Origin of the sequence: Halomonas sp. HMF6819 (assembly GCF_044335525.1) — a bacterium.
In the GTDB taxonomy this organism is placed as follows: domain Bacteria; phylum Pseudomonadota; class Gammaproteobacteria; order Pseudomonadales; family Halomonadaceae; genus Vreelandella.
Map to the genome: position 1 here is coordinate 488841 of NZ_JBIQVY010000002.1, position 19762 is coordinate 508602.

General features: G+C 64.6%; 19 protein-coding genes and 1 pseudogene. 10 read left to right on the forward strand and 10 right to left on the reverse strand.

The features are described from left to right. Position 1: 1 nt before the first annotated feature. The 5 genes from ACGLWX_RS08205 to ACGLWX_RS08225 all read left to right on the forward strand — a co-directional run bounded on the left by ACGLWX_RS08205 (position 2) and on the right by ACGLWX_RS08225 (position 3976). Positions 2–496 carry a CMD domain-containing protein gene (locus tag ACGLWX_RS08205; protein ID WP_252106600.1) on the forward strand — a complete coding sequence of 165 codons (495 nt, stop codon included), beginning with the start codon at positions 2–4 and terminating at the stop codon, positions 494–496. Beyond that, on the forward strand, positions 493–1071 hold the full coding sequence (locus ACGLWX_RS08210) for a peroxidase-related enzyme (protein WP_396238854.1): 579 nt from the start codon (positions 493–495) through the stop codon (positions 1069–1071). The genes ACGLWX_RS08205 and ACGLWX_RS08210 overlap by 4 nt, the downstream gene beginning before the upstream one ends. A gap of 66 nt (positions 1072–1137) precedes the next feature. Next, entirely contained in the window at positions 1138–2124 is a 987-nt protein-coding gene (locus ACGLWX_RS08215; RefSeq protein ID WP_396238856.1) for a TRAP transporter substrate-binding protein, read from the forward strand. Between the two features lie 59 nt (positions 2125–2183). After that, positions 2184–2690 carry a TRAP transporter small permease gene (locus ACGLWX_RS08220; protein ID WP_252106603.1) on the forward strand — a complete coding sequence of 169 codons (507 nt, stop codon included), beginning with the start codon at positions 2184–2186 and terminating at the stop codon, positions 2688–2690. Continuing rightward, on the forward strand, positions 2687–3976 hold the full coding sequence (locus tag ACGLWX_RS08225) for a TRAP transporter large permease (protein ID WP_396238858.1): 1290 nt from the start codon (positions 2687–2689) through the stop codon (positions 3974–3976). The genes ACGLWX_RS08220 and ACGLWX_RS08225 overlap by 4 nt, the downstream gene beginning before the upstream one ends. A gap of 92 nt (positions 3977–4068) precedes the next feature. Here the strand turns inward: ACGLWX_RS08225 and modC are convergent, their stop codons facing one another. The 5 genes from modC to ACGLWX_RS08250 all read right to left on the reverse strand — a co-directional run bounded on the left by modC (position 4069) and on the right by ACGLWX_RS08250 (position 7895). Next, on the reverse strand, positions 4069–5184 hold the full coding sequence (modC, locus tag ACGLWX_RS08230; RefSeq protein ID WP_396238860.1) for a molybdenum ABC transporter ATP-binding protein: 1116 nt from the start codon (positions 5182–5184) through the stop codon (positions 4069–4071). Then, positions 5174–5872: a molybdate ABC transporter permease subunit gene (gene modB, locus ACGLWX_RS08235; RefSeq protein WP_396238862.1), complete on the reverse strand. Its 699-nt coding sequence runs from the start codon at positions 5870–5872 to the stop codon at positions 5174–5176. The genes modC and modB overlap by 11 nt, the downstream gene beginning before the upstream one ends. Then, complete coding sequence (gene modA / locus ACGLWX_RS08240; protein WP_396238864.1) at positions 5872–6651, reverse strand: molybdate ABC transporter substrate-binding protein; 780 nt, start codon at positions 6649–6651, stop codon at positions 5872–5874. The genes modB and modA overlap by 1 nt, the downstream gene beginning before the upstream one ends. A 62-nt stretch (positions 6652–6713) precedes the next feature. Continuing rightward, positions 6714–7109: a winged helix-turn-helix domain-containing protein gene (locus tag ACGLWX_RS08245; protein ID WP_396238866.1), complete on the reverse strand. Its 396-nt coding sequence runs from the start codon at positions 7107–7109 to the stop codon at positions 6714–6716. A 63-nt stretch (positions 7110–7172) separates the two neighbouring features. Next, entirely contained in the window at positions 7173–7895 is a 723-nt protein-coding gene (locus ACGLWX_RS08250) for a CDP-alcohol phosphatidyltransferase family protein (RefSeq protein WP_396238868.1), read from the reverse strand. A gap of 255 nt (positions 7896–8150) precedes the next feature. On the opposite strand from ACGLWX_RS08250, the gene ACGLWX_RS08255 reads away from it, so the two are divergent. The 4 genes and pseudogenes from ACGLWX_RS08255 to ACGLWX_RS08270 form a co-directional block, all read left to right on the forward strand. Then, positions 8151–9140, forward strand: coding sequence for a zinc-binding alcohol dehydrogenase (locus ACGLWX_RS08255; protein ID WP_396238870.1), 990 nt, complete (start codon positions 8151–8153; stop codon positions 9138–9140). A gap of 54 nt (positions 9141–9194) precedes the next feature. Beyond that, positions 9195–9593 carry a 6-pyruvoyl trahydropterin synthase family protein gene (locus ACGLWX_RS08260; protein WP_396238872.1) on the forward strand — a complete coding sequence of 133 codons (399 nt, stop codon included), beginning with the start codon at positions 9195–9197 and terminating at the stop codon, positions 9591–9593. Then, positions 9590–11551: a glycosyltransferase gene (locus ACGLWX_RS08265; protein WP_396238874.1), complete on the forward strand. Its 1962-nt coding sequence runs from the start codon at positions 9590–9592 to the stop codon at positions 11549–11551. The genes ACGLWX_RS08260 and ACGLWX_RS08265 overlap by 4 nt, the downstream gene beginning before the upstream one ends. 36 nt (positions 11552–11587) lie before the next feature. After that, a pseudogene (locus ACGLWX_RS08270) lies at positions 11588–12412 on the forward strand (YbhN family protein); the annotation flags it as partial. Between the two features lie 72 nt (positions 12413–12484). On the opposite strand, the gene ACGLWX_RS08275 reads toward ACGLWX_RS08270, so the two are convergent. Beyond that, positions 12485–13384, reverse strand: coding sequence for a RibD family protein (locus tag ACGLWX_RS08275; RefSeq protein ID WP_396239432.1), 900 nt, complete (start codon positions 13382–13384; stop codon positions 12485–12487). Between the two features lie 67 nt (positions 13385–13451). Between ACGLWX_RS08275 and ribA the strand changes: the two genes are divergently transcribed. Further along, positions 13452–14558, forward strand: a complete 1107-nt coding sequence (gene ribA / locus ACGLWX_RS08280) for a GTP cyclohydrolase II RibA (RefSeq protein WP_396238876.1) — start codon at positions 13452–13454, stop codon at positions 14556–14558. Between the two features lie 56 nt (positions 14559–14614). Here the strand turns inward: ribA and ACGLWX_RS08285 are convergent, their stop codons facing one another. The 4 genes from ACGLWX_RS08285 to ACGLWX_RS08300 are packed head-to-tail and all read right to left on the reverse strand — an operon-like array spanning position 14615 to position 19677. Continuing rightward, positions 14615–15406 (reverse strand): creatininase family protein, encoded by a 792-nt coding sequence (locus tag ACGLWX_RS08285; protein WP_396238878.1) that lies wholly within the window; start codon positions 15404–15406, stop codon positions 14615–14617. A gap of 17 nt (positions 15407–15423) precedes the next feature. After that, positions 15424–16206 carry an FkbM family methyltransferase gene (locus ACGLWX_RS08290; protein ID WP_396238880.1) on the reverse strand — a complete coding sequence of 261 codons (783 nt, stop codon included), beginning with the start codon at positions 16204–16206 and terminating at the stop codon, positions 15424–15426. Further along, entirely contained in the window at positions 16206–18167 is a 1962-nt protein-coding gene (mdoH, locus tag ACGLWX_RS08295) for a glucans biosynthesis glucosyltransferase MdoH (RefSeq protein WP_396238882.1), read from the reverse strand. Before mdoH ends, ACGLWX_RS08290 begins: the two co-directional genes overlap by 1 nt. Beyond that, the gene (locus ACGLWX_RS08300) at positions 18160–19677 is read right to left on the reverse strand and encodes a glucan biosynthesis protein (protein WP_396238884.1); all 1518 of its coding nucleotides are present in this window, start codon (positions 19675–19677) and stop codon (positions 18160–18162) included. Before ACGLWX_RS08300 ends, mdoH begins: the two co-directional genes overlap by 8 nt. Positions 19678–19762 lie beyond the last annotated feature (85 nt).

Sequence of the window (19762 nt, forward strand, 5' to 3'; positions counted from 1 at the left end):
AATGGCACATGTAATCGAGACCGCGGCTAACGTATCGGATAGCGGTGCGCTGTTCGAGGCGCTGACCATGCGCGGCAAACTGATGGATCTTACCGAGCAGTCTCACGACGCCGCGCTTTTGCCCTCCGATGAAGGCGGCGTGCCGCGCGCCGCGCGCGCCGCACTGGCCTGCCGCATGGCGAAAATCTGTCGCCAGGCTGGGCTCGTTAGCCACTACCAAGCGCTGCTGGAAAGCTACGGTGCCGACGCCGACCCGCATCGATTGGCCGACCCCGACGCCACCCCTGGCGCGGATGCCCCGCGCCTGGCGGCGATGGTGACCTATGTGGATCTGGTCACGCGCTCGCCCAAGGACGCCACCAAAGCCGATATCGAAGCGCTGCGCGAAGCGGGGCTCGTCGATGCCGACATCGTACGCCTGGCCGGGCTAGTCGCCTTCGTCAACTATCAGCTGCGCGTCACCGCGGTGCTGAGCGTCATGGGAGAAACGCAATGAGTCGCGTCATTCACAAGTTCACCACGCGTATTCCTACCTGGCGGCCCCATGTCACGCCGGTCGATTTCGACAACGCCAATGAGGCCCAGCGCGAGGCGCTCAAGGAGACGCCGTCGAATACCAAAATTTCCGACTACGTGCTGGTGCTGGCCCACGACCCGGAATCGCTGCGTATTCGGACCTCCTTGTTCAATGGCATCATGTACGACAAGGGTGGGCTTTGCCGCGAGGAGCGCGAGCTCGGCGCCGTGGCGGCCTCGGTGGTCAACCGCTGCATCTACTGCGCGGCGGTGCACGCCCACCGTTACAACAACATCGTCGGCGATGATGCGGTGATGAAGGATATCTTCCTGCGCGGCAAAGAGGCCGAGCTCGACGAGCGGACTCGCGCTATTCTGCGCTTTGGCATGCGCCTTTCCGAGACGCCGCCGAACGTCGATCAGAGCGATATCCAGGCGCTTCGCGACGTCGGGCTCGACGAGCAGGAGATACTGGATTTGACGCTGTCGACGACGCTCTTCGGCTGGGCCAACCGGCTGATGCATACGCTCGGCGAGCCGGTGTCCACCGCCTGAGTCGTCACCGTTCATTACCAGCCACCGTTCACTAATGATCACAAACCGCTTGACAGGGGAACTATCATGACAAAACGCTCTATTTCGACGCTTGCGGTACTCGGCGCGGTCACGATGATGGGGGCCACACCGGCGCTGGCCGAAACGCTACGCATTGGAACGGTGGTCAGCGCGCCGCACCCCTGGATCGATGCCGCCGAAGCGTTCAAGGCTGAAATCGAGGAAGCCACCGATAATCGCATCACCGTGCAGATCTTCCCGGGCGGTCAGATCGGCAACGACCAGACCATGGTCGACGAGATTCGCATTGGCACCACCGACATGATCATTGGCGGGGTCATGAACGTTTCGCCTTACGTGCCGGACTTCGAGATCTTCAGCCTCAACTACCTGTTCGAAGACATGGACATGTTCCGCGCCGCGACCGCGCCGGACTCGCCGGTGTTCGAGTACTTCGACAACGCCGTGACCGAAGCTGATGTGGGTCTCAAGCTTCTGAGCCTGACCGGCGGTGGCACGCGCAACCTGAGCACCAACGTTGGGCCGGTCACCGAGCCTTCTGATCTGGAAGGCGTGAAAATGCGCGTGACCGGCTCGCGTTTGGACGCCGACATGTGGCAGGCCTACGGGGCGCTGACGACGTCGCTGCCTTGGACGGAAATTTACACCGGCATGCAGACCGGCGTCGTCGGCGCGTTCGAAAGCACCATCAGCGGCTACTTCTCCAGCCGCCTGTACGAAGTTGCGCCGTACCACGCCAAGACCGAGCACCAGATCATGATGAGCCACATCTCGATCGGCGAGAACCGCTTCAACCGCTTCTCTGAAGAGGACCAGGCGCTCATTATGGAAGCTGCGCAGCACGCCGGCGAGGTGGGTACCGACAAGGGCGAAGAGTACGACGCCGAGTTCATCGATCAGTTCGAAGACCTGGGCGTGACGGTCACCGAGGTGGACAAGCAGGCCTTCATCGACCGGGCGCTGCCGCTTCACGACGAGTTCGCCGAAGAGCGCGGTTTGACCGAGCTGCTCGAGACGATTCGCGACCTTTAAGAGACGCCGCACATCGCGCGCCTTCCGGGGAGGCGCCGTTGGCTGGAAAGGATGAACGCATGCGATTGATCAATGATGTGCTGGAAAGGGTGCTGACGCTGATTGCCGGCAGCCTATTTGCGATCTTCATCCTGACGGTGCTTTACCAGGTGTTTGCCCGCAGCGTGTTGGCCATTTCGGTCTCCTGGACCGACGAGATCGCCATGTCCTGTTTCGTCTGGGCGGTGTTTCTTGGCGCCGCGGTGGCGCTGCGCCGGCGCCAGCACTATGTGGTCGACGTCTTCCCCTCGCACTTCGTCGTCACCCAGCGCGCGCTACGCCTGTTTGGCAGTATCGCCTGCCTGCCGGTCATCTACGTGCTGGTGGTCAACGGCAACGTGCTGGTGGACATGGGCTGGCACCGCCGCTCGGTGGCGCTCGGCACGCCGATGTCCTACGTGTTCGCCGCCATGCCCGTGGCCGGTGTGGCGATGTTTCTGTTCTCCATCGAAATTCTTTTGAAAGACATCAAGATGCTGGCCCGCGGAAAAGACGCCGCAAGCCAAAGCGAGGCCATCGATTCATGACTCCCTTACTGACTCTGATCGGAAGCTTTTTGCTGTTGATCGCGCTGAGCGTGCCGATCGCCTTCGCCATTGGGCTTGCCTCCATCATCACCATTTTGCAGCTGGGCCTGCCGTTGACCTCGGTGGTCAACCAGATGTTCGCCAGCATCAACTCCTTTCCGCTGCTGGCAGTGCCGTTTTTCCTGCTGCTGGGGCGGCTGATGAACGACGGCGGTATCACCGACCGCCTGCTGCGCTTCGCCGACAGCACCGTGGGCCATGTCCGGGGCGGGCTTGGTCATATCAACGTCATGGTGTCGATGATGTTTGCAAGCCTGTCCGGCTCGGCGGCGGCGGATACTGCAAGCGTCGGCGCGGTGTTGATTCCAGCGATGAAGAAATCCGGCTACCCGGCGCCTTTCGCCGTCGCGCTGACCGCGGCGTCCTCGGTGCTCGGCGGCGTCATTCCGCCGTCGATTTTGATGGTGATCTACGGCGCCTTCGGCAACGTTTCTGTTGGCGCGCTGTTCATGGGCGGGGTGCTGCCCGGCGTGCTGGTCGGGCTGATGCAGATGGGCTACGTCTACTACATTGCCAAAAAGCACGGCATCAAGGCGACGGGCAAGTTCTCGTTTGCCCAGATGGGTCGAACCGCGGTCACCGCGACCCCGCCGATGCTTCTACCGCTGATCATTCTGGGCGGCATCACGCTGGGCGTCTTTACCGCCACCGAAGCGGCCTCAGTCGCGGTGCTGCTCGGCATGCTGCTGGCGTTCGTGTTCTACCGCGCCATTCGCTTTCGCCAGTTGCCAGGCATTCTCAGCGACTCGGTGGTGGCGTTTTCGCTGCCGATGTTCGCCGTGGCCTCCGCCGGCATCATGGGGTGGCTGATCTCGTATCTGGGCATCGCTCAGGAGGTCGCCAACTTCATCCTCTCGGTCACCGAGACGCGTATCGGCATCATGCTGATGGTGATGGTCTGCATGCTGATCATCGGCACGGTGCTGAGCCCGGTTACCGCGGTCATCATCTTTTTGCCAATCATCCAGGGGCTTTGCGTTGCCGCGGATATCAACCAGGTGCACATGGCGCTGGTGGTGATTCTTTCGCTCACCCTTGGGCTGATCACGCCGCCTTACGGTATTTGCCTGTTGATCGCCACCCAGATCGGCGAGGTTTCCATGCCGCGCGCCTTCGTGGCGGTCATGCCGCTGATTGGGCTGATCCTCGCGGTGATCATCGCGGTGATCCTGCTGCCCGGTATCTTCATGTACCTGCCGCAGATGATGTTCCCCAAGGCTTTCTAGCCGCGCTATAGCGCGACAGCGCCCCGCCCGGTCAACCGGGCGGGGCGCTGTCGTTTTTGGCGGTGGGTAAAACGTTTATCGACCATGGGCGATCAAATAGGCGAGACCGTCACTCGGCGAATCAGTGCGGTGACCGCCATGGACTCTTCGAGCGCCAGGGCGTCGCAGGCCTTTCGCGAAAGCTGCGCGCGAAGCGTCTGCGTGCCCACGCGCAGGCGGATCTCGACCTGATGAGGCGTTTGCGCCAGGTACCTCATCGCCTCGATCACGGCGGGCAGCGCGTCGAGCTCGCTGGTGGCAGGCTCGACTGATCGGGACAGGCTAACGTCGCGGGCTTTTACGTGCAGGCGAACGCGCTGCCCCCTGTCCAGCGCCGGTGCGGGGATTGAAAGGCTCGGGTGGTTGTTGGATGCGCCTGAGTCGAGAGCCACCTGGGTGAGCCCATAGGCCGCGTCGTGATCGACAACAATCGCATCAAGCAGCGATGCGGCCTCGAACGCCTGCAGCGTCTGGGTAAGATCAAGGCGCTGCAAAAGCGCGCTCAGGGTGTCGCTTACCACCACGCGCCCGGCGCTCATCACGACCAGGTGGTCGGCGATGGCGGCGATCTCGTCGGCGTCGTGGCTGACGTACACCACCGGAATGTCTACCTGGCGCGTGAGCCGTGCGATATAGCGCAGAAGCTCCTGCTTGCGCGCGCCGTCGAGCCCGGTCAACGGCTCATCCATCAGCAGCAGCTCCGGGTCGCTCAAAAGCGCCCGGCCGATGGCGACCCGGCGCGCCTCGCCGCCGGACAGCGCCCCGGGCATGCGCTCGAGCAGGTGCCCAATCCCCAAAAGCTCGACGATGTCGTCAAAGCGCGGCGCCGCGTGCGCCGGCATGGCGTAGGTGAGGTTGCCGCGCACCCGGTAGTGGGGGAAAAGCCGCGCTTCCTGGAACACCACGCCCACCCGGCGCTTGTGGGCGGGCACGAAAACGCGCCTGGCGCTGTCCACTAGCACCCGCTCGCCAAGCTGGATTCGGCCAGCGTTGGGGCGCTCGAGCCCGGCGATCAGGCGCAGCAGGCTGGTCTTGCCGCTGCCTGAGGGGCCGAACACGCCGGTCACGCCGGACCCGGGCAGTTCAAGTGCGGCGCCGAGGTGAAAAGCCCCCAGGCGCTGGTCGACCTCAAGCGTTAAACCGGCGGCCGAAGGGCGGTCAGTAGGCATCGCGCTCCTGCACTCTCTGTTTGGTTCGCCTGGCCAGCCACTCCGATGCGATCAGCGACACCAGCGCGATGAGAATGGCCAATACGCAGAGCCTGGCCGCGGCGCTTTCTCGCCCAGGGCTCTGGATCAGCGTGTAGAGCGCCAGCGGCAGCGTGCGGGTTTCGCCAGGGATGTTGGAGGCAAAGGTAATCGTGGCGCCAAATTCGGACAGCGCCCGGGCGAAGGCGAGCATGGTGCCGGTCAAAAGCCCCGGTACCGCCAGCGGCAGGGTGATCGTGGTGAAGACACGCAGCCGCCCGGCGCCCAGCGTTCTGGCCGCGGCTTCGAGCTTCGGGTCCACCGCCTCGAGCGACAGGCGCAGCGCGCGTACCAGCAGCGGAAACGCCATTACGCCGCTGGCCACCGCCGCGCCCTGCCAGCTAAACGGCAGCGATACGCCCAGCGCGCTATAAAGCCACGCCCCGATGACCCCCTGGCGGCCCAGCGCCACCAGCAGCAGATAGCCTACCACCACCGGCGGCAGTACCAGCGGCAGGTGGATCAACCCGTCGACCAAGGCTTTGCCGCGAAATTCGAAGCGCGCCAGCCACCAGGCAATGACGATGCCCGGCGGCAAAATCCAGGCCACTGCGGCCAGCCCGATCAACAGGCTCAGCCGAATCGCTTCCCACTCCGCAGGCGTTAGCATCAGGGCCGGCTGATGGCGGTGTCGAAGCCGTAGGCTTCAAAAATATCCAGTGCCGCGTCGCTTTTAAGCCAGTCGCGAAGCGTCTGTGCGGCGTCGTTTTCGCTCTCGCCTATCAGCGCCGCCGGGTAGGTGATCGGATCGTGGCTATCCGCCGGGAAAAGTCCCAGTACGCGCACGGCCTCGCTTGCGAAGGCGTCGGTCTGATAGACCACGCCGGCCGGCGTTTCGCCGCGCTCGACCAGCGCGAGAGCGGCGCGCACGTCACTTGCCCGGGCCAGGCGCGGCTCCAGCGCATCCCACTCACCGAGCGTGTCCAGCGCTTGCCTTGTGTAGATGCCCGCCGGCACGTGGTCCGGGTCGCCCACCGACAGGCGATCACCCGCACCGAGCAGATCCTCGATTGGCGCGCCGCTGCCTGGGGTGAACGTCTCAGGGGCGGCGTCGCTGGCGCTGACCAGCGCCAGGCGGTTTTGCAGCAGATCCTCACGCGCGCTGACGTCAACGCCTTGCGCTTCGAGCCAGTCCATCCAGTCGACGTTGGCGGAGACGAATACCTCGGCGGGGCTGCCGCTGTCGATCTGGCGCGCCAGCGTCGATGAGGACGCGTAGACCGGTGTGACGTCGATATCATGTGTCGCCTCGAAGGCGGCGATGGCCTCGTTCATGGCATCGGTCAGCGAGGCGGCAGCGGCGATCTGAACGTTGTCGGCGGCGTGAGCCGACAGCGGCGCGCAGACCAGCGCAAGGGCAGCGAGCGTGCGGGGCGAGGCGAGAGGCATTGTATGAATTCCCGTTATTTCCGTCTGGATATAGCGGAGACTAAAGCCAACCGGATCAATGATCAAGCGCCGTTATCACAAGCGCTCGTCTCGGCCGCTTCAAACGCCAGAAGATCGAGCAGGGCGCGGGCGTCCTCGGCGTCTTCCTCGGCCAAGCGCCGCTCCAGGGCGCGAAAGTGGGCGATTACCTGGCGCCCGGTGGCGCTGAGTCGCGCGCCGCCACGCTCGTTGCCTCCGGCGTGGGTTTCAACCAGCGGCTCGAGAAAGTGGCCGTTCATGGTTTCGATCAACTGCCAGGCTTTTTTGTAACTCATGCCAAGCGCGCGCCCGGCGCTCGAGATCGAGCCGGTCTCGTCGATGGCTTCCAACAGCGCCACCTTGCCCGGACCCAGAATCACGTCGCGGTGCAGCGCCAGGCGCAGTTGAAAAGTAGGGGTAGGGTGATGGGTACGCGTCACGGCGGGCTCCGACAGGGTCACGGCGCCCAGTGTAGCAGTTGCCTGCTACCGCGAGGCGAGCGTTCAGGATCCATTGCGGCGCCGGTAAAGCCACCGAACGTCGACACCGAAAGAGTAAAGCGAGGCTATCAGCGCGCTCAGCGCCAGAAGCGTCGCGACGGTGTGGCTGGTCAGCGGCGTGAGCGCTAGAAGCAGCGCTACCACCTGCCACACGCACACCGTCTTGCGGCGAAAGCTTTCAAGCAGTGGCGCGCTCAGCCATTCAAGGCGCCAGCTTGCCAGCACAAAGGCGTAGCGCATGCCGCCGATCATTAACACCCACGCACCGAGCGACTCGAGCTTCAACAGCGCAACGCACAGCAGCAGAATCATCAGCGCGTCGAGCTCCATATCGAAGCGCGCGCCGAAACGCGAGTGGCTATTGGTCCTGCGCGCCACGAACCCATCGACGCCGTCGAGCGCCAGCGACACCAGCGCCACGGCGAGCCACAGCCAGATCGCCTCGATAAAGGCGTGCTCGGCCAGCGCCCCGGCCACGATGGCGACCAGGATGGCGCGGGCCAGCGTCACCCGGTTGGCCCAGCCAAGCGGCCCGCGATCCCAGAAGCAAAGCGTCAGCCAGGCGATGACGCCGTAAAGCGCCGCCGTAATCGCCCAAGTCGCCGGGGATACGAGCAGCGGCGAAAGGCCCTTGCCGGAGGCGATCAAAAATCCTGCCCCCAGCGCCAGCTCGAAAGCGGTAAAAAGGCGTGGGTGCGTGCTGGCAAGGGGTGATACGAAGGGCATGGCGACTCACAAAGCGGCGCTCGACCGCGCGATCGTTATCAAAATTATGCTGCATTGGGGCGTGACGATGAGCGAGCTCGCGCCCCAATGCGAACGTTACTGAGCAAGCGTTTTGACCGAGGTGGGCGCTCAAGCTTCCAGGCTACCGCCACCGAAGGCAAATGAAAAGCACCGATGGCATTGAAAAGTGACGAAAACCTGGCAATGCTTGAATGATGAGTGATAAGAACGGATTAATCACAGGGAATTGTTTTTATGCCGCTGACGGAAACCGCCAGTGCTCTTTGGATCACACGCCCTCAAGCGGCCGAGATCCAACCTGAAACGCTTGAGGCGCCGCTGGATGACCAGGTTCAGGTGCGTGCGCTGTATAGCGGCGTCAGCCGGGGAACGGAGTCGCTGGTGTTTAATGCCCGGGTGCCGCCAAGCGAGTACGCCCGCATGCGCGCGCCTTTTCAGGTAGGCGACTTCCCAACGCCGGTGAAGTACGGCTACTGCAGCATCGGCGTGGTCGAAAAGGGGCCAGAAACGCTGCGCGATAAAACCGTTTTCTGCCTCTACCCGCATCAAACCCGCTACGTCGTGCCGGCAAGCGCAGTCATGCCGCTACCGGACGGCCTGCCAGCTCAGCGCGCGGTGCTGGCCGCCAACATGGAAACCGCCATCAACGGTGTGTGGGACGCAAACGTCCTGCCCGGCGAACGGTTCTGCGTCGTGGGGGCTGGCGTTGTCGGCGCGCTGGTGGCCTATCTCTGTGCGCAAATTCCCGGCACCCGCGTGCATCTCATCGACATCAACCCCGAGCGACAGGCGCTGGCAGCCGCGCTAGGTGTCGGGTTCTGCACCCCGGATAGCGCCCCTACCGACCAGGACGGCGTAATTCACGCCAGCGGCCACGGCGAAGGGCTGCGCCTGGGCCTGTCGCTTTTAGGCAGCGAAGGGCGCCTAATTGAGATGAGCTGGTTTGGCGAAGGCGACACCGCGCTTACCCTCGGCGGCGCTTTCCACTCACAAAGGCTCTCCATCAAGGCAAGCCAGGTCGGCCAACTGCCCGCCGCGCTAAAGCCGCGCTGGGACTACCGCCGGCGCCTAGGGCTTGCGCTCGAGCTTTTAAAGGATGAGCGGCTCGATCATCTGATCAGCGGCGAGTGCACGTTCGACGAGTTCCCCCAAGTGGCGCCTTCATTGTTCGGCCCTCAAAGCCAGGCGCTTTGCCACCGCATCACCTATTCCGTGACCGGCTAAATCCCGCGCCGCTTACGCCCATTCATGTCTAACGACATTAGAAAAGGATTTTCCATGTACCGTTTATGCGTTCGCGACCACTTCATGATCGCCCACAGTTTCAACGGCGAAATTTTCGGCCCGGCCCAGCGCACCCACGGCGCCACCTACGTGGTCGACGTAGTTTTTAAGCGGCCAGAGCTTGATGCGGACGGACTGGTGATCGACATCGGTCTTGCCAGCGAAACTCTCAAGGAAGTGCTGGCGGGCTACAACTTCCAAAACCTGGACGAGGTGCCCGAGTTCAAGGGCAAGAACACCACCACCGAATTCATGGCCGGCGTGATTTTCAATGCGCTAGCCAAGGGGATCAAGGAGGGCAGGATGGGCACCACCGCCCAGGGCATTACTCATATGGAAGTGAAGCTTCACGAGTCCCACGTGGCGTGGGCAAGCTACGAAGGCGCGCTATGAGCGAAAGCGGCGATTTGAACGAAAGCCGCGCGTTGAGCGAGGGCTTCACGCTGCTGGTGGCCGGCGCGCTCGACCAGCGCACCGGCGGCTACATGTATGACGCGCGTATGGTTGAGGCGCTGCGCCGCCAGGGCCACATGGTCGAGGTGGTCGAGCTCGGCGGCCAATTTCCGCTGGCTTGCGACCGGGCCGCGGGAGAGTTCGCCGAGGCGCTTGCCAAGCTCGACGACGGCGAGCGCGTCATCATCGATGGGCTGGTCATGGGAAGCCTGCCGGACATCGTCGCTACCCACGGCGCGCGTTTGGATATTACCGCGCTTCTGCACCATCCGCTCGGTGACGAGCAGGGCCTGGACGAAGAAACCCAAGCGCAGCTACACACAAGCGAGCTCGAAGGGCTTCAAAGCGTGGTTCGCATCGTCGTCACCAGCCGCTTCACCGCGCATCGGTTGGACGAGCTTGCAAAGCGCTATCAACTGCCTCTGAGCGCACCCATCGCGGTCATTGAGCCCGGCGTCGAGCCGGGCCCCGTTAGCCCGGCACCGTTGGATGGCGAGCCGATTCGGCTTTTGTGCGTGGCCACGCTCACCCCGCGTAAGGGCCAGGACGTGCTGGTCAAGGCGCTGGCCGGGCTCGAGACGCGCCATTTTCAGTGTGACCTTTACGGAGCCCCGCGCGACGAGGCGTTTGCCGCCGAGGTCGCGGCGCTGATCGAGCGCCACGAGCTGTCACAAGTCACGCTTCACGGCGAGTGCGACGCCGAAGCGCTGGAAGCCGCCTATCGCGGTGCACACGCGCTGGTGCTGCCGTCCTGGTACGAAGGTTACGGCATGGTGGTGACCGAGGCGCTGGCGCATGGCCTGCCGGTCATCACCACCACCGGCGGGGCACTGGCGGATACGCTGCCCGACAACGCCGGCCTCGGCGTGCCCCCCGGCGACAGCCAAGCGCTGGGTGAGGCAATCGAGCGCTTTTTGAGCGACGCTTCGCTGCGTGCGCGCCTTTATGAAGGCGCGCGTGAGGCACGCGAGGCGCTCGGTGACTGGCAGGCCGCCGGCGCCGCTTTCACCCAAGCACTGATGCGCCCGGCGCACTTCTCGGCGAGCAGTCGCTTCGCCGCCGATTGGTTGACGCTTAGAGAAAGCGTCGACTTTGGGGCGCGAAGCCGCGAGCTTGCGCAAAAGGCCAGCGAGTGGCTCGGCCGCGAGCCCGGTGAGGTGGTCATCGCCGATCTTGGCTGCGGGCGCGGCAGCAACCTGCAGTTTCTCGCGCCGCTGATTCAAGGCGCGCACAGCTGGCAGCTGTTCGATCATGACGAGCAGCTTCTCGATGAAGCGAAAGCGCGGGCCGAGGCGCTTGGCAGCGCGAGTAATGAGCCGGTATCCGTCGAAGTTCACTGCGCCTCGATTGCGGACCTGGATCACCCGGCGCTAGCTTCCGTTCGGCTCGTCAGCGCCTCGGCGCTTTTAGATCTGGTCTCACAGGAGTGGATCGAGTCGCTGGCCGAGCGGTGCGCCGACAAGTGTCAGGCGGTGTTGATCGCTCTGAGTGTGACCGGTCATTGGTGCTTTCTCGATGAGCGTGGCGAGATGCTCGAGGACGGTGACGATCTGTGGGCGCGCTCGCTTTTCAACGCCCACCAGGCTCGCGACAAGGGGCTTGGCAGCGCGCTCGGCGGCGCGGCGCAAACGGCGCTTGCCCAAGCGCTCGAAGCCCGCGGCTACCGCGTCGAACAGGCCGACACGCCCTGGCGGCTGGAGGCCGGCGACAGCGACCGGCGGCCGTTGGCGTGCTCGCTCATCGAAGGCTTTGCCGAGGCGATGACCGAGCAGGTACCGATGGAGGCGAGCCGGATCGCCCAGTGGCGCGATGCGCGCTTGAAAGGCGTTCGCGCAGGGACGCTCGGGGTCTGGGTCGGCCACCGGGACCTGCTCGCCCTGCCCGCGGATAAGGCGTAGCCGGTGGGCGCGCTCGCTTGGCTCAAGACCGCCTGGGTGCAGCGGGCGCTGTTGAGCCTTGCGCTGCTGGGCGCGGTGGCGCTGTGGGTCAACCCTGGCGACATTATGCGCGAGGTCACGCGCTTTTCGCCGGGTTGGGCGGCGCTGGCGCTGCTTATCAGCGTGGCGCAGGTGATGCTGAGCGCTTGGCGCTGGCGGCTCACCGCCGCGTGCCTGGAGGTGCCGCTTCGCTACCGCTACGCGCTCGCCGAGTACTATCTGGCGCTACTGGTCAACCAGCTGCTCCCCGGCGGCGTGCTGGGCGATGCCGGTCGCGCCCACCGTCACGCCACGCAGTCCGCTAGCAGTGCAAGCGCTTGGCGCGCGGTGGTGCTCGAGCGCGCCTCGGGCCAGGCCGCAGTGGCGCTTTTGATGGTGCTGGCGCTTTGTACGTCGCCGCTTTGGCACCGCTCGCTGGGAGTGACGAGCATCGTGGCGCTGGTGGCGTGCCTGACGCTTGTCGGTATGGGGCTGGTGGCACTCGGGGTGGGGCTCTCTCGCCGCCAGGCGTTGCCGGCTTGGTGTAGCGCGTTTGGGCGCGATCTGCGCCGAAGCCTTTTAGGGCGCAGCGTTTGGTACTGGCAGTTATCTTCATCCCTTGCCATTGTTATTAGCTACGGCCTGGTCATGGTCTGTGCGGCCCGCGCCATCGGGGTCGAGCAAAGCGCCTTGAGCATTCTGGCGCTGGCGCCGGTGCTGTTGCTGGCCATGCTGATTCCACTGTCGATCGCCGGCTGGGGGCTGCGCGAGGGGGCGGCGGCCACGATCTGGATGTTCGTCGGGCTGCCGTCCTCCCAGGGCGTGGCCATTTCGCTCGCTTACGGAGTACTGGTGATGCTTTCTAGCGTGCCGGGCATTTGGGTCGCCCTAAGCCGTCGCGGCCGGGCAACCCCGTCAAACGGCGGCGGCGTTCAGGCAAACATCGAACAGCGTATCGTCACCGCAGCGGAAGGTGCGCATCCGGGGGCGCAGCGCGCTCTCCAGCGTATCGATCGGCGTCATTTTGAGCCCCGGCCGGCCGGAGCCGATCAAAAGCGGGGCCACCATCAGGTGCAGCGCGTCGATGGCGCCGGCCTCGATGAATTTCGAAATCGTGATGCCGCCGCCTTCTACCAGAATACGTTGGTAGCCGCGCTCGTGAAGCAGCGCAACGACATCAGCGGGGGCGAACTGGCCGGCGTCATCGAGGGCCAGCACGCACTGCGTAGCGCGACTTTCCAACGTCTCGACGCCGGGGCCGGTCACGTGCAGCGTGGGCGGCTCGCTACTTTGCAGCACGCCGAGCGTAGCGGGCGCGCGCCCGCGCGGGTCGAGCACCACGCGCACCGGGTGGCTCCCCTCGACGTGGCGCACGGTGAGCTGAGGGTCATCCGCCACCGCGGTGCCCGCGCCGACCACCACGGCGTCCGCCAGCGCTCTAAGCCGGTGCAGGTGCACCAGGCTCTCGAAGCCGTTGATGTAGTGGGAGTGGCCACTTTCGGTGGCGATACGCCCGTCAAGGCTCTGACCCAGCTGCGCCAGCGTCCAGCGCTCGCGCACTGCCAGCGGCGCCAGGCACTCCAGCATCGAGCGCGCCTCATCAGTCAGGCCCACGGCGTCACCGCACTGCCACTGGCCTTCATCGTCGACGCGAAGCGGGCCGTTCAAAACGCCGGCGCGCCGGTCGAGCAGCCAACGCCAGGCGGTTTCACCGTCGATCGACCCGTGCTCGCCGCCGGAACCGGCACCGTCAGAACCTACAACACCGTTGGAGTGGGGCATGACGCCTCCATGAAGAGAACAACGTGGAATCATGCCAGGGGCACACGCCCTGCGCAAGCAGCGACCCTTGCTCGCTCGACCAGGCAACCAGGAGGCCTACATGTATCACATTGAACGCGCTATTTTCGATATTCGCCGCGGGCTTCCCGTCATTCTGAAAACCGGCGATCAGCGCCTGCTGGTGCAGGCGCTGGAAGGCAGCGACTCGATCGATACGCTGGCGAGCCTGTCGGGCTCCCGGCCCTCGATGGTGCTGACACGCCACCGGCTCGAGGCCATGGGCATATCGCTCGAGGCCGAGGCGGCGAGCCTGCCGCTTCACGAGCAGATCAGCGAAAGCGACCTGCACCGGCTGGCCGTGGCCAAGGGCGAGGCGAGTTCCTCGTCGACGCTGCTCACCGGCCTCAAGCCCGCCGCCAGCGGCGAGCGCGCCGCGCTGACGCTGATGCGCCGGGCGCTGCTCATTCCCGCCGCGCTCTGCGCCGAGATCAGCGATGCCCAGGCAGCGGTGATCGATCAAAAGCTCGCGAAAGCGGAGCTTTTGGAGATCGACGCCGATGAGGCAGCCAAGTGCCTGGCCGGGGCGCCGGGGATGCTCAAGCGCGTCAGCGAAGCGCGCATTCCGCTGGAAGAGGCGGTCGAGAGCCGTTTCGTGCTGTTTCGCGAGCCGGACGGACTGCGCGAGCACGTGGCGGTGGTGATCGGCGAACCTGAACGCATGAAAGGCCCGGTGCCGCTTCGCATGCACTCGGCCTGCCTGACCGGTGATCTGTTCGCTAGCCTGCGCTGCGACTGCGGCGAGCAGCTGAGAAACGCGGTGGCGGACATTCAGGCGATGGGCGGCGGGGTGCTGTTGTATCTGGCCCAGGAAGGGCGGGGAATCGGTCTTGCCAACAAGCTTCGTGCCTACACCCTGCAGGACGGCGGGCTCGACACCGTCGATGCCGACCAGGTACTCGGCTTTGGCGACGACGAGCGTCAGTACGCGGTGGCGGTGGACATGCTGCGAGCGCTTGCCATCGACAAGGTGCAGCTACTCACCAACAACCCGCTCAAGATGCAGGCGCTGGAGGCTGGCGGCGTCGAAGTCGCCTCGCGTCAGGCGCTTTACGGCAGCGTCACGGATCAAAACCACCGCTACCTGAGCGCCAAGGCTAACCGCGCCGGCCACCTGCTCGACGAGGTGCTGGAAAGTCGCGGCCATTAAGCCGTTGTCAGCGCGAGTGTTCGGCCCACGTGCTGGCTTTTAAGGGCGAGAAAGACTCAAGAATTGCCCTGGGTCGGCTCGAAAGGGGGGAGCGCCGCGGTTTCCTCGATCACCCGGGCAAGCGTTGCGCCGTAGTGTTCGACCAGACGCTTGCCAAGCGCGGCCTCGGCATTCGATGCGTTGCCCGCCACGCCCTGAGTACTCAAATCTTCGCCCAGCCAGGCAAACGCCGCCGCGCCTTCGGGGGCGACCAGGTAGTTTGGGGTTTGCGGGCGCGCAGGCTCCGCAGGCCGGTAGCCCTGCAGGTCGACCAGCTTTGGGGCCAAGTGCAGCATCATGGCGGTTTCCAACAGCCCGCCGTGCAGCCCAAAGCGCAGCTCCTCGGCGTCGATGGCGCCCTCGAGCGGTGGCAGGCGGGTGTAGGTCGCTTTAACCACGCGCATGTCAAAGCGCTTTCGTAGCGTGAGCGCGGCCAAATCCATCACCGCCTTGTTACCGCCGTGGCTATTGATCCACACCATCTTCTTGAACCCCGCCCGCCACACGCTTTCGCCCAGCGCCTCGAGCGTGGCGATGGCAAGCGAAGGCGGAAGGCTCAGCGTGCCGGCGAAGCTTGCGTGCTCATCGCTTGCGCCGACGGCAAGCGGCGGTAGACACACCGCGTCGATGGTGGGGTCGAGCGCGTCCAGCGCCGCACGTTGAAGCCCCTCACCGATGATCAGGTCGGTGGCGAGCGGCAGGTGTGTGCCGTGCTGCTCGGTGGCGCCCAGGGTGAGCACCGCGACCGCCTCATTGGCAGCCACCGCTTTGAGTTGGGGCGCGCTCAGCGCTTGCCAGTGGTAGATCATGCAATTCCTTGTCAGAGTCAGACGTGGTTGGCCACCAGCGGATGGTCGACGCGGCAGGCGTAAAGGTCGCCGGAGGCGAGCCCGTCGGCGCCGTCGTCGAGCCAGCGGCGAATGGCGCCCGGGGTTTGCCACGTGGCAAAGCGAAAGGCGCGCTGCTCGCCGGCAATGGCGTTGAAGCGGTAATCGCCGAGCCGGGTGAGCTCCTCGATACAAGCGTGGCTTACGTGCAACACGCCGGCGACGAACTCCACTGACAGTGCCGCTACGGCGTGGCTCAGGCCCTTGAGCACGTCGGCCTCGAACCCTTCTACGTCGATCTTGATGAAGCAGGGCATGCCGAAACGCTCGATGAGCCGGTCCACAGTGGTCACCTCGACGCGCAGCGTGCGCTCCCAGGCAATGTGCTTGAACGCCGGGTTCTCCGTGCCGATGCGCCCGCGCCAGTCGTGGGCGAGGGTCGAAAGGGTCGGGTTGGCGCTACTGATCGCGATCTCGGCGTGACCCGACTCCACGCCCGCCGCTACCGGCAACAGCGTAATGTCGTCGTGTTTGATGATACGGCGAAACCAGCGCGCCAGCTCCGGCTGCGGCTCGAGTGCTACGACCCTGGCGCCGAGTGCCTGAAACGCGGCGCTGCGATCGCCCAAGTGGGCGCCGATATCGAAAGCGACCTCGCCGGGTACGATGAACGGATGATAAAGCCGTTTGAGCCCTTTTTGCCGCCCGGGGCGCCAGTAGATGATCAGCGAGCGCGCTAGTCCGCCACTGCTTCTAAGCCGTTGACCGAGCGCAAGGCGCATCAGTGGGGCTCACGGGCCGAGGCGCTGGCAGGGCGGTTGTCGAAACATCGAAACGACTGACACGGCATGTCGCCTACCAGCTCGCCGGGAAGCGGAGCGATGACGCCTTCGAGCGGGGCGTGGCCGGGCGTATCGCCTCGGGCGCCGAGGGCGGCGAAGTCGTCCAGAAGCGTGGGGCGGTAGCTAATGCTGGGCGTTTTCAGAAGCCCCAGCCGGTGGCTGACCACGCCGCCCCAGGTACCGCTACTGGAGTATTTGACGATGGGCGTGGCCAGCACGAGCCCCGCCCAGGCCGGTGTCAGCCAGAAAAAGGCGTGCAGCGAGCACGCCGCCATGGCGCCGGCCCAAAGTACGCCGCACACCGTCATCCAGTAGGTGTGGCGCCAGGCTTCGCGCCAGGCAAGCGAGCGCTCGCCGCGGTGCTGGGTTTGCCACTCGACCGAGCGGCCAAGCAGCACGTTGACGATGAACAGGCTGTGCCAGGCCATCATCAAGGGCGCGATGAGCGCGGCGAAGGCGAGCTCGAACAGCACGCTAAGCGTCAGCTTGAAACGTCCGCCGAAGGCGCGTGGGCACTGCGCCAATGTCAGCAGATAGCCCAGAAGTTTTGGTGCGAGCAGCATTAACAGGGTGATCCACAAAAGCCCGAACGACAGTAGCGGGGGGAGCTCGGAGTTTTGAGGCGGCGCGAGGGCCTGCACGCCAACCAGCAAACTCGTGCAGACCAAAAGCCCTAGCCACACGATCGATGAGAGATAAGCAAAGGCGCCAAACAGAAAGTGCAGCCGGCTAATGGGGTGAAACCCGGCGCCAGAGAGCAGGCGCAGGTGCTGCAGGTTGCCCTGCAGCCAGCGCCGGTCGCGCTTGGCGAAATCGAGAAAGTTACTCGGCATTGCCTCGAAGCTGTTGTGCGAGGCGCCGGTATGCGGCGCCTGTCGCGATACCGCCGTGGTGGCGGAGGTATCCAGCAGCACCTGCCAGCCGCCGCGTTTCAACAGGGCAGCTTCGACGAAGTCGTGGCTTAGAAGCTCGCCGCCAAGCGGCGCCTTGCCGGGCAGGGCGGGGAGCCCGGCGTGGGCCATGAACGCGCGGGTGCGAATGATGGCGTTGTGGCCCCAGTAGTTGGCCGCATCGCCTTGCCAAAAGCTTTGCCCGGCGGCGAGCATGGGGCTATAAAGCGCCGAGGCGTATTGAAGGCAGCGGCCGAACAGCGTGCGCTGGCCTACCGGGATCGGCACGGTCTGGATCAAACCCACGCGGGGCTCGCGCTGCATGCGATGCACCATGTGCAAGAGCGTGGCGCCGCTCATGAGGCTGTCGGCATCGAGCACCACCATGAAGTCGTAGCGCCGGCCCCAGCGCCGGCAGAACTCGGCAATGTTGCCCGCCTTGCGCCCCTCGTTTTTCTCGCGGCGGCGGTAGTAGACGTTGATCTGGCCGGCCAGACGCTGCTGTAGCGCCGCCACGTGGGCCGCCTCTTCGCGGGCCTGGGTGAGAGTTTGGGTGTCGCTTAGGATGAAAACGTCGAAGTGCTCGCCGATGGCGAGCTCGCCGCCGCCTTCGGTGCGGGCTTGGCTCAACAGCGAACGGCAGGTCGCCTCGAGCCCGGCGATGGTCGACACCGGCGGCTCGGCATAAATGGGCATGACCAGCGCGGTCTTGCTTAAAAGCCGGTAGGCGCTGGGTGGGGTCGGCCGCTGGCGGCGTAGCGACAGTGGATCCAGGCGCAGCGCACAGAGCACGAATCCGCACACCGCGCCCCAAAAGGCCATGGCGATCCAGCTAAAGGTGAGCGCGAATAGCGCCAGCAAAGCGATTTGCCACCCCAGCGCAAGATCCTCGACGACGTGGTACATCGCCACCAGCCCCACCACGCTGGTGGTGAGCACGGCCAGCGTATAGAAAGCGCGGCGCCAGAAAAGCCCGGGAATGGCGACGGCGGTGGTCGGCTGTTCAGTCATCAGGAGTCCATACGTAGTTCCAGGTTTCGCTGATCGGCTCGCCGTTCAGCTCGAGCCGCAGGCGGATGTCGCTCGTCGCGTTGGCCGGAACGCGAAAGCTCGCGCGCCAGCGGTTTTCCGGCAGTGCGAGCAAGTGGGCTTCGCGCGCCTCAACGTCACCCGCGTCGATGAAAAGCGTCACCGGGGCGTCGTCGTTTAGGCCTTCAAGCTCGCCGCCTTCGTAATCCACGATGAATTGACGCTGCTCTTTCGAGGCCGGGTCGCTGGCGAGCCCCGCCTGGCCCTGACGAGTACGAAAGACGTGCGCCAGTTGATTGGCCTCGGGCGTGTCGTTCAGGGTGTAGGTGCGGTAGTGAAGCGCAAGCGACTCGCCGGCCTCGAGCGGGTCATCGAAGACCCAGTAGGCGACGATGTTGTCGTGGGTCTCGTCCGGTGTAGGCAGTTCGACGAGCTCGACATGACCCGGGCCCCAGTTCGCCAGCGGTTCGACCCACTGGCTTGGGCGGCGATGGTAACGCGCTTCCATGTCCAGGTAGCGGTTGAAATCACGCTCGCGCTGCATCAGGCCAAACCCGGCCGGGTCGTCGTCGCTGAAAAGCGACAGGCGCGTGTCGTCCGGATTCGAGAGCGGGCGCCAGATCCACTCGTTTTGGCCGGTGTGCATCAAAAGCCCGTCGGAGTCGTGCACCTGGGGGCGGAAATCGTCCGGCCGATTAGCGGTGACATCACCGAAGGTGAACATGCTGGTCAGCGGCGCGACGCCGAGCTTGTCGATATCCTCGCGAGCAAAGAGCTCGGCTTCGACCTCGAGGTTGGTCTGCTCGCCCGGCGTGAGCGTGAAGCGGTAGGCGCCGCTGATCGAGGGGCTATCCAGCAGCGCCAGAAAGGTGAGCGTATGATCGCCTTGCTGGGGTTTGAAAAACCAGAACTCGCTAAACCGGGGAAACTCTTCTGGCTTGATTGAGGCGGTATCGATGGCGAGCCCGCGGGCGGAAAGGCCGTACACTTGGTCGCGCCCGACCAGGCGAAAATAGCTGGCGCCGAGAAACGCGGCGACTTCGTCGCGGTAGTCGGAGCCGTTGATCGGGTAGTGCAGGCGAAAGCCGGCGTGGCCGCTATCGGCCAGGTCTTCGCTGGAAAGTGTTTGGGCCTCGCCCTCGTAGCGGAAATCGTCGCGTTCAAAAGGCAGCGGTTCGCTCTGGTCATCGTCGATGACGTTGAGGGTAATGGGTTCCTTGAACAGAAAACCGCTGTGAAATAGCTGCAGCGAAAACGGGCTGTCGTCGCGCCAGTAGGCGCGTTCGGGGTCGAAGCGAATCTGGCGGTAGGTATCGTAGTCCAGGTTCTCGAGAGCGCTTGAAAGCGGGGTGTCGGGGGGCGTGTACGGGGCTTCGGCCAGCGTTTTGGCGCGCTCGATGACGTCATCGAAAAAGGTGTCGTTTGCCTGGGAGATCGAGGCGTTCGCCAGGCCAAGCGCGATAAGCCACTGTGTGCCAATACGACCTTTCATAAACGGGGTCCCTTCCTTCAAAGGCCATGGGTAATCAATTACCTGGCACCGGAATCGGTTTTTATCACTATTTTTATCACTATGA

Bases quoted from the DNA above. Each gene is read 5' to 3' on its own strand.
- ACGLWX_RS08205 (WP_252106600.1), top strand. From the start codon at position 2: ATGGCACATGTAATCGAGACCGCGGCTAACGTATCGGATAGCGGTGCG.
- ACGLWX_RS08210 (WP_396238854.1), top strand. From the start codon at position 493: ATGAGTCGCGTCATTCACAAGTTCACCACGCGTATTCCTACCTGGCGG.
- ACGLWX_RS08215 (WP_396238856.1), top strand. From the start codon at position 1,138: ATGACAAAACGCTCTATTTCGACGCTTGCGGTACTCGGCGCGGTCACG.
- ACGLWX_RS08220 (WP_252106603.1), top strand. From the start codon at position 2,184: ATGCGATTGATCAATGATGTGCTGGAAAGGGTGCTGACGCTGATTGCC.
- ACGLWX_RS08225 (WP_396238858.1), top strand. From the start codon at position 2,687: ATGACTCCCTTACTGACTCTGATCGGAAGCTTTTTGCTGTTGATCGCG.
- modC (WP_396238860.1), bottom strand. From the start codon at position 5,184: ATGCCTACTGACCGCCCTTCGGCCGCCGGTTTAACGCTTGAGGTCGAC.
- modB (WP_396238862.1), bottom strand. From the start codon at position 5,872: ATGCTAACGCCTGCGGAGTGGGAAGCGATTCGGCTGAGCCTGTTGATC.
- modA (WP_396238864.1), bottom strand. From the start codon at position 6,651: ATGCCTCTCGCCTCGCCCCGCACGCTCGCTGCCCTTGCGCTGGTCTGC.
- ACGLWX_RS08250 (WP_396238868.1), bottom strand. From the start codon at position 7,895: ATGCCCTTCGTATCACCCCTTGCCAGCACGCACCCACGCCTTTTTACC.
- ACGLWX_RS08255 (WP_396238870.1), top strand. From the start codon at position 8,151: ATGCCGCTGACGGAAACCGCCAGTGCTCTTTGGATCACACGCCCTCAA.
- ACGLWX_RS08260 (WP_396238872.1), top strand. From the start codon at position 9,195: ATGTACCGTTTATGCGTTCGCGACCACTTCATGATCGCCCACAGTTTC.
- ACGLWX_RS08265 (WP_396238874.1), top strand. From the start codon at position 9,590: ATGAGCGAAAGCGGCGATTTGAACGAAAGCCGCGCGTTGAGCGAGGGC.
- ACGLWX_RS08275 (WP_396239432.1), bottom strand. From the start codon at position 13,384: ATGATTCCACGTTGTTCTCTTCATGGAGGCGTCATGCCCCACTCCAAC.
- ribA (WP_396238876.1), top strand. From the start codon at position 13,452: ATGTATCACATTGAACGCGCTATTTTCGATATTCGCCGCGGGCTTCCC.
- ACGLWX_RS08285 (WP_396238878.1), bottom strand. From the start codon at position 15,406: ATGATCTACCACTGGCAAGCGCTGAGCGCGCCCCAACTCAAAGCGGTG.
- ACGLWX_RS08290 (WP_396238880.1), bottom strand. From the start codon at position 16,206: ATGCGCCTTGCGCTCGGTCAACGGCTTAGAAGCAGTGGCGGACTAGCG.
- mdoH (WP_396238882.1), bottom strand. From the start codon at position 18,167: ATGACTGAACAGCCGACCACCGCCGTCGCCATTCCCGGGCTTTTCTGG.
- ACGLWX_RS08300 (WP_396238884.1), bottom strand. From the start codon at position 19,677: ATGAAAGGTCGTATTGGCACACAGTGGCTTATCGCGCTTGGCCTGGCG.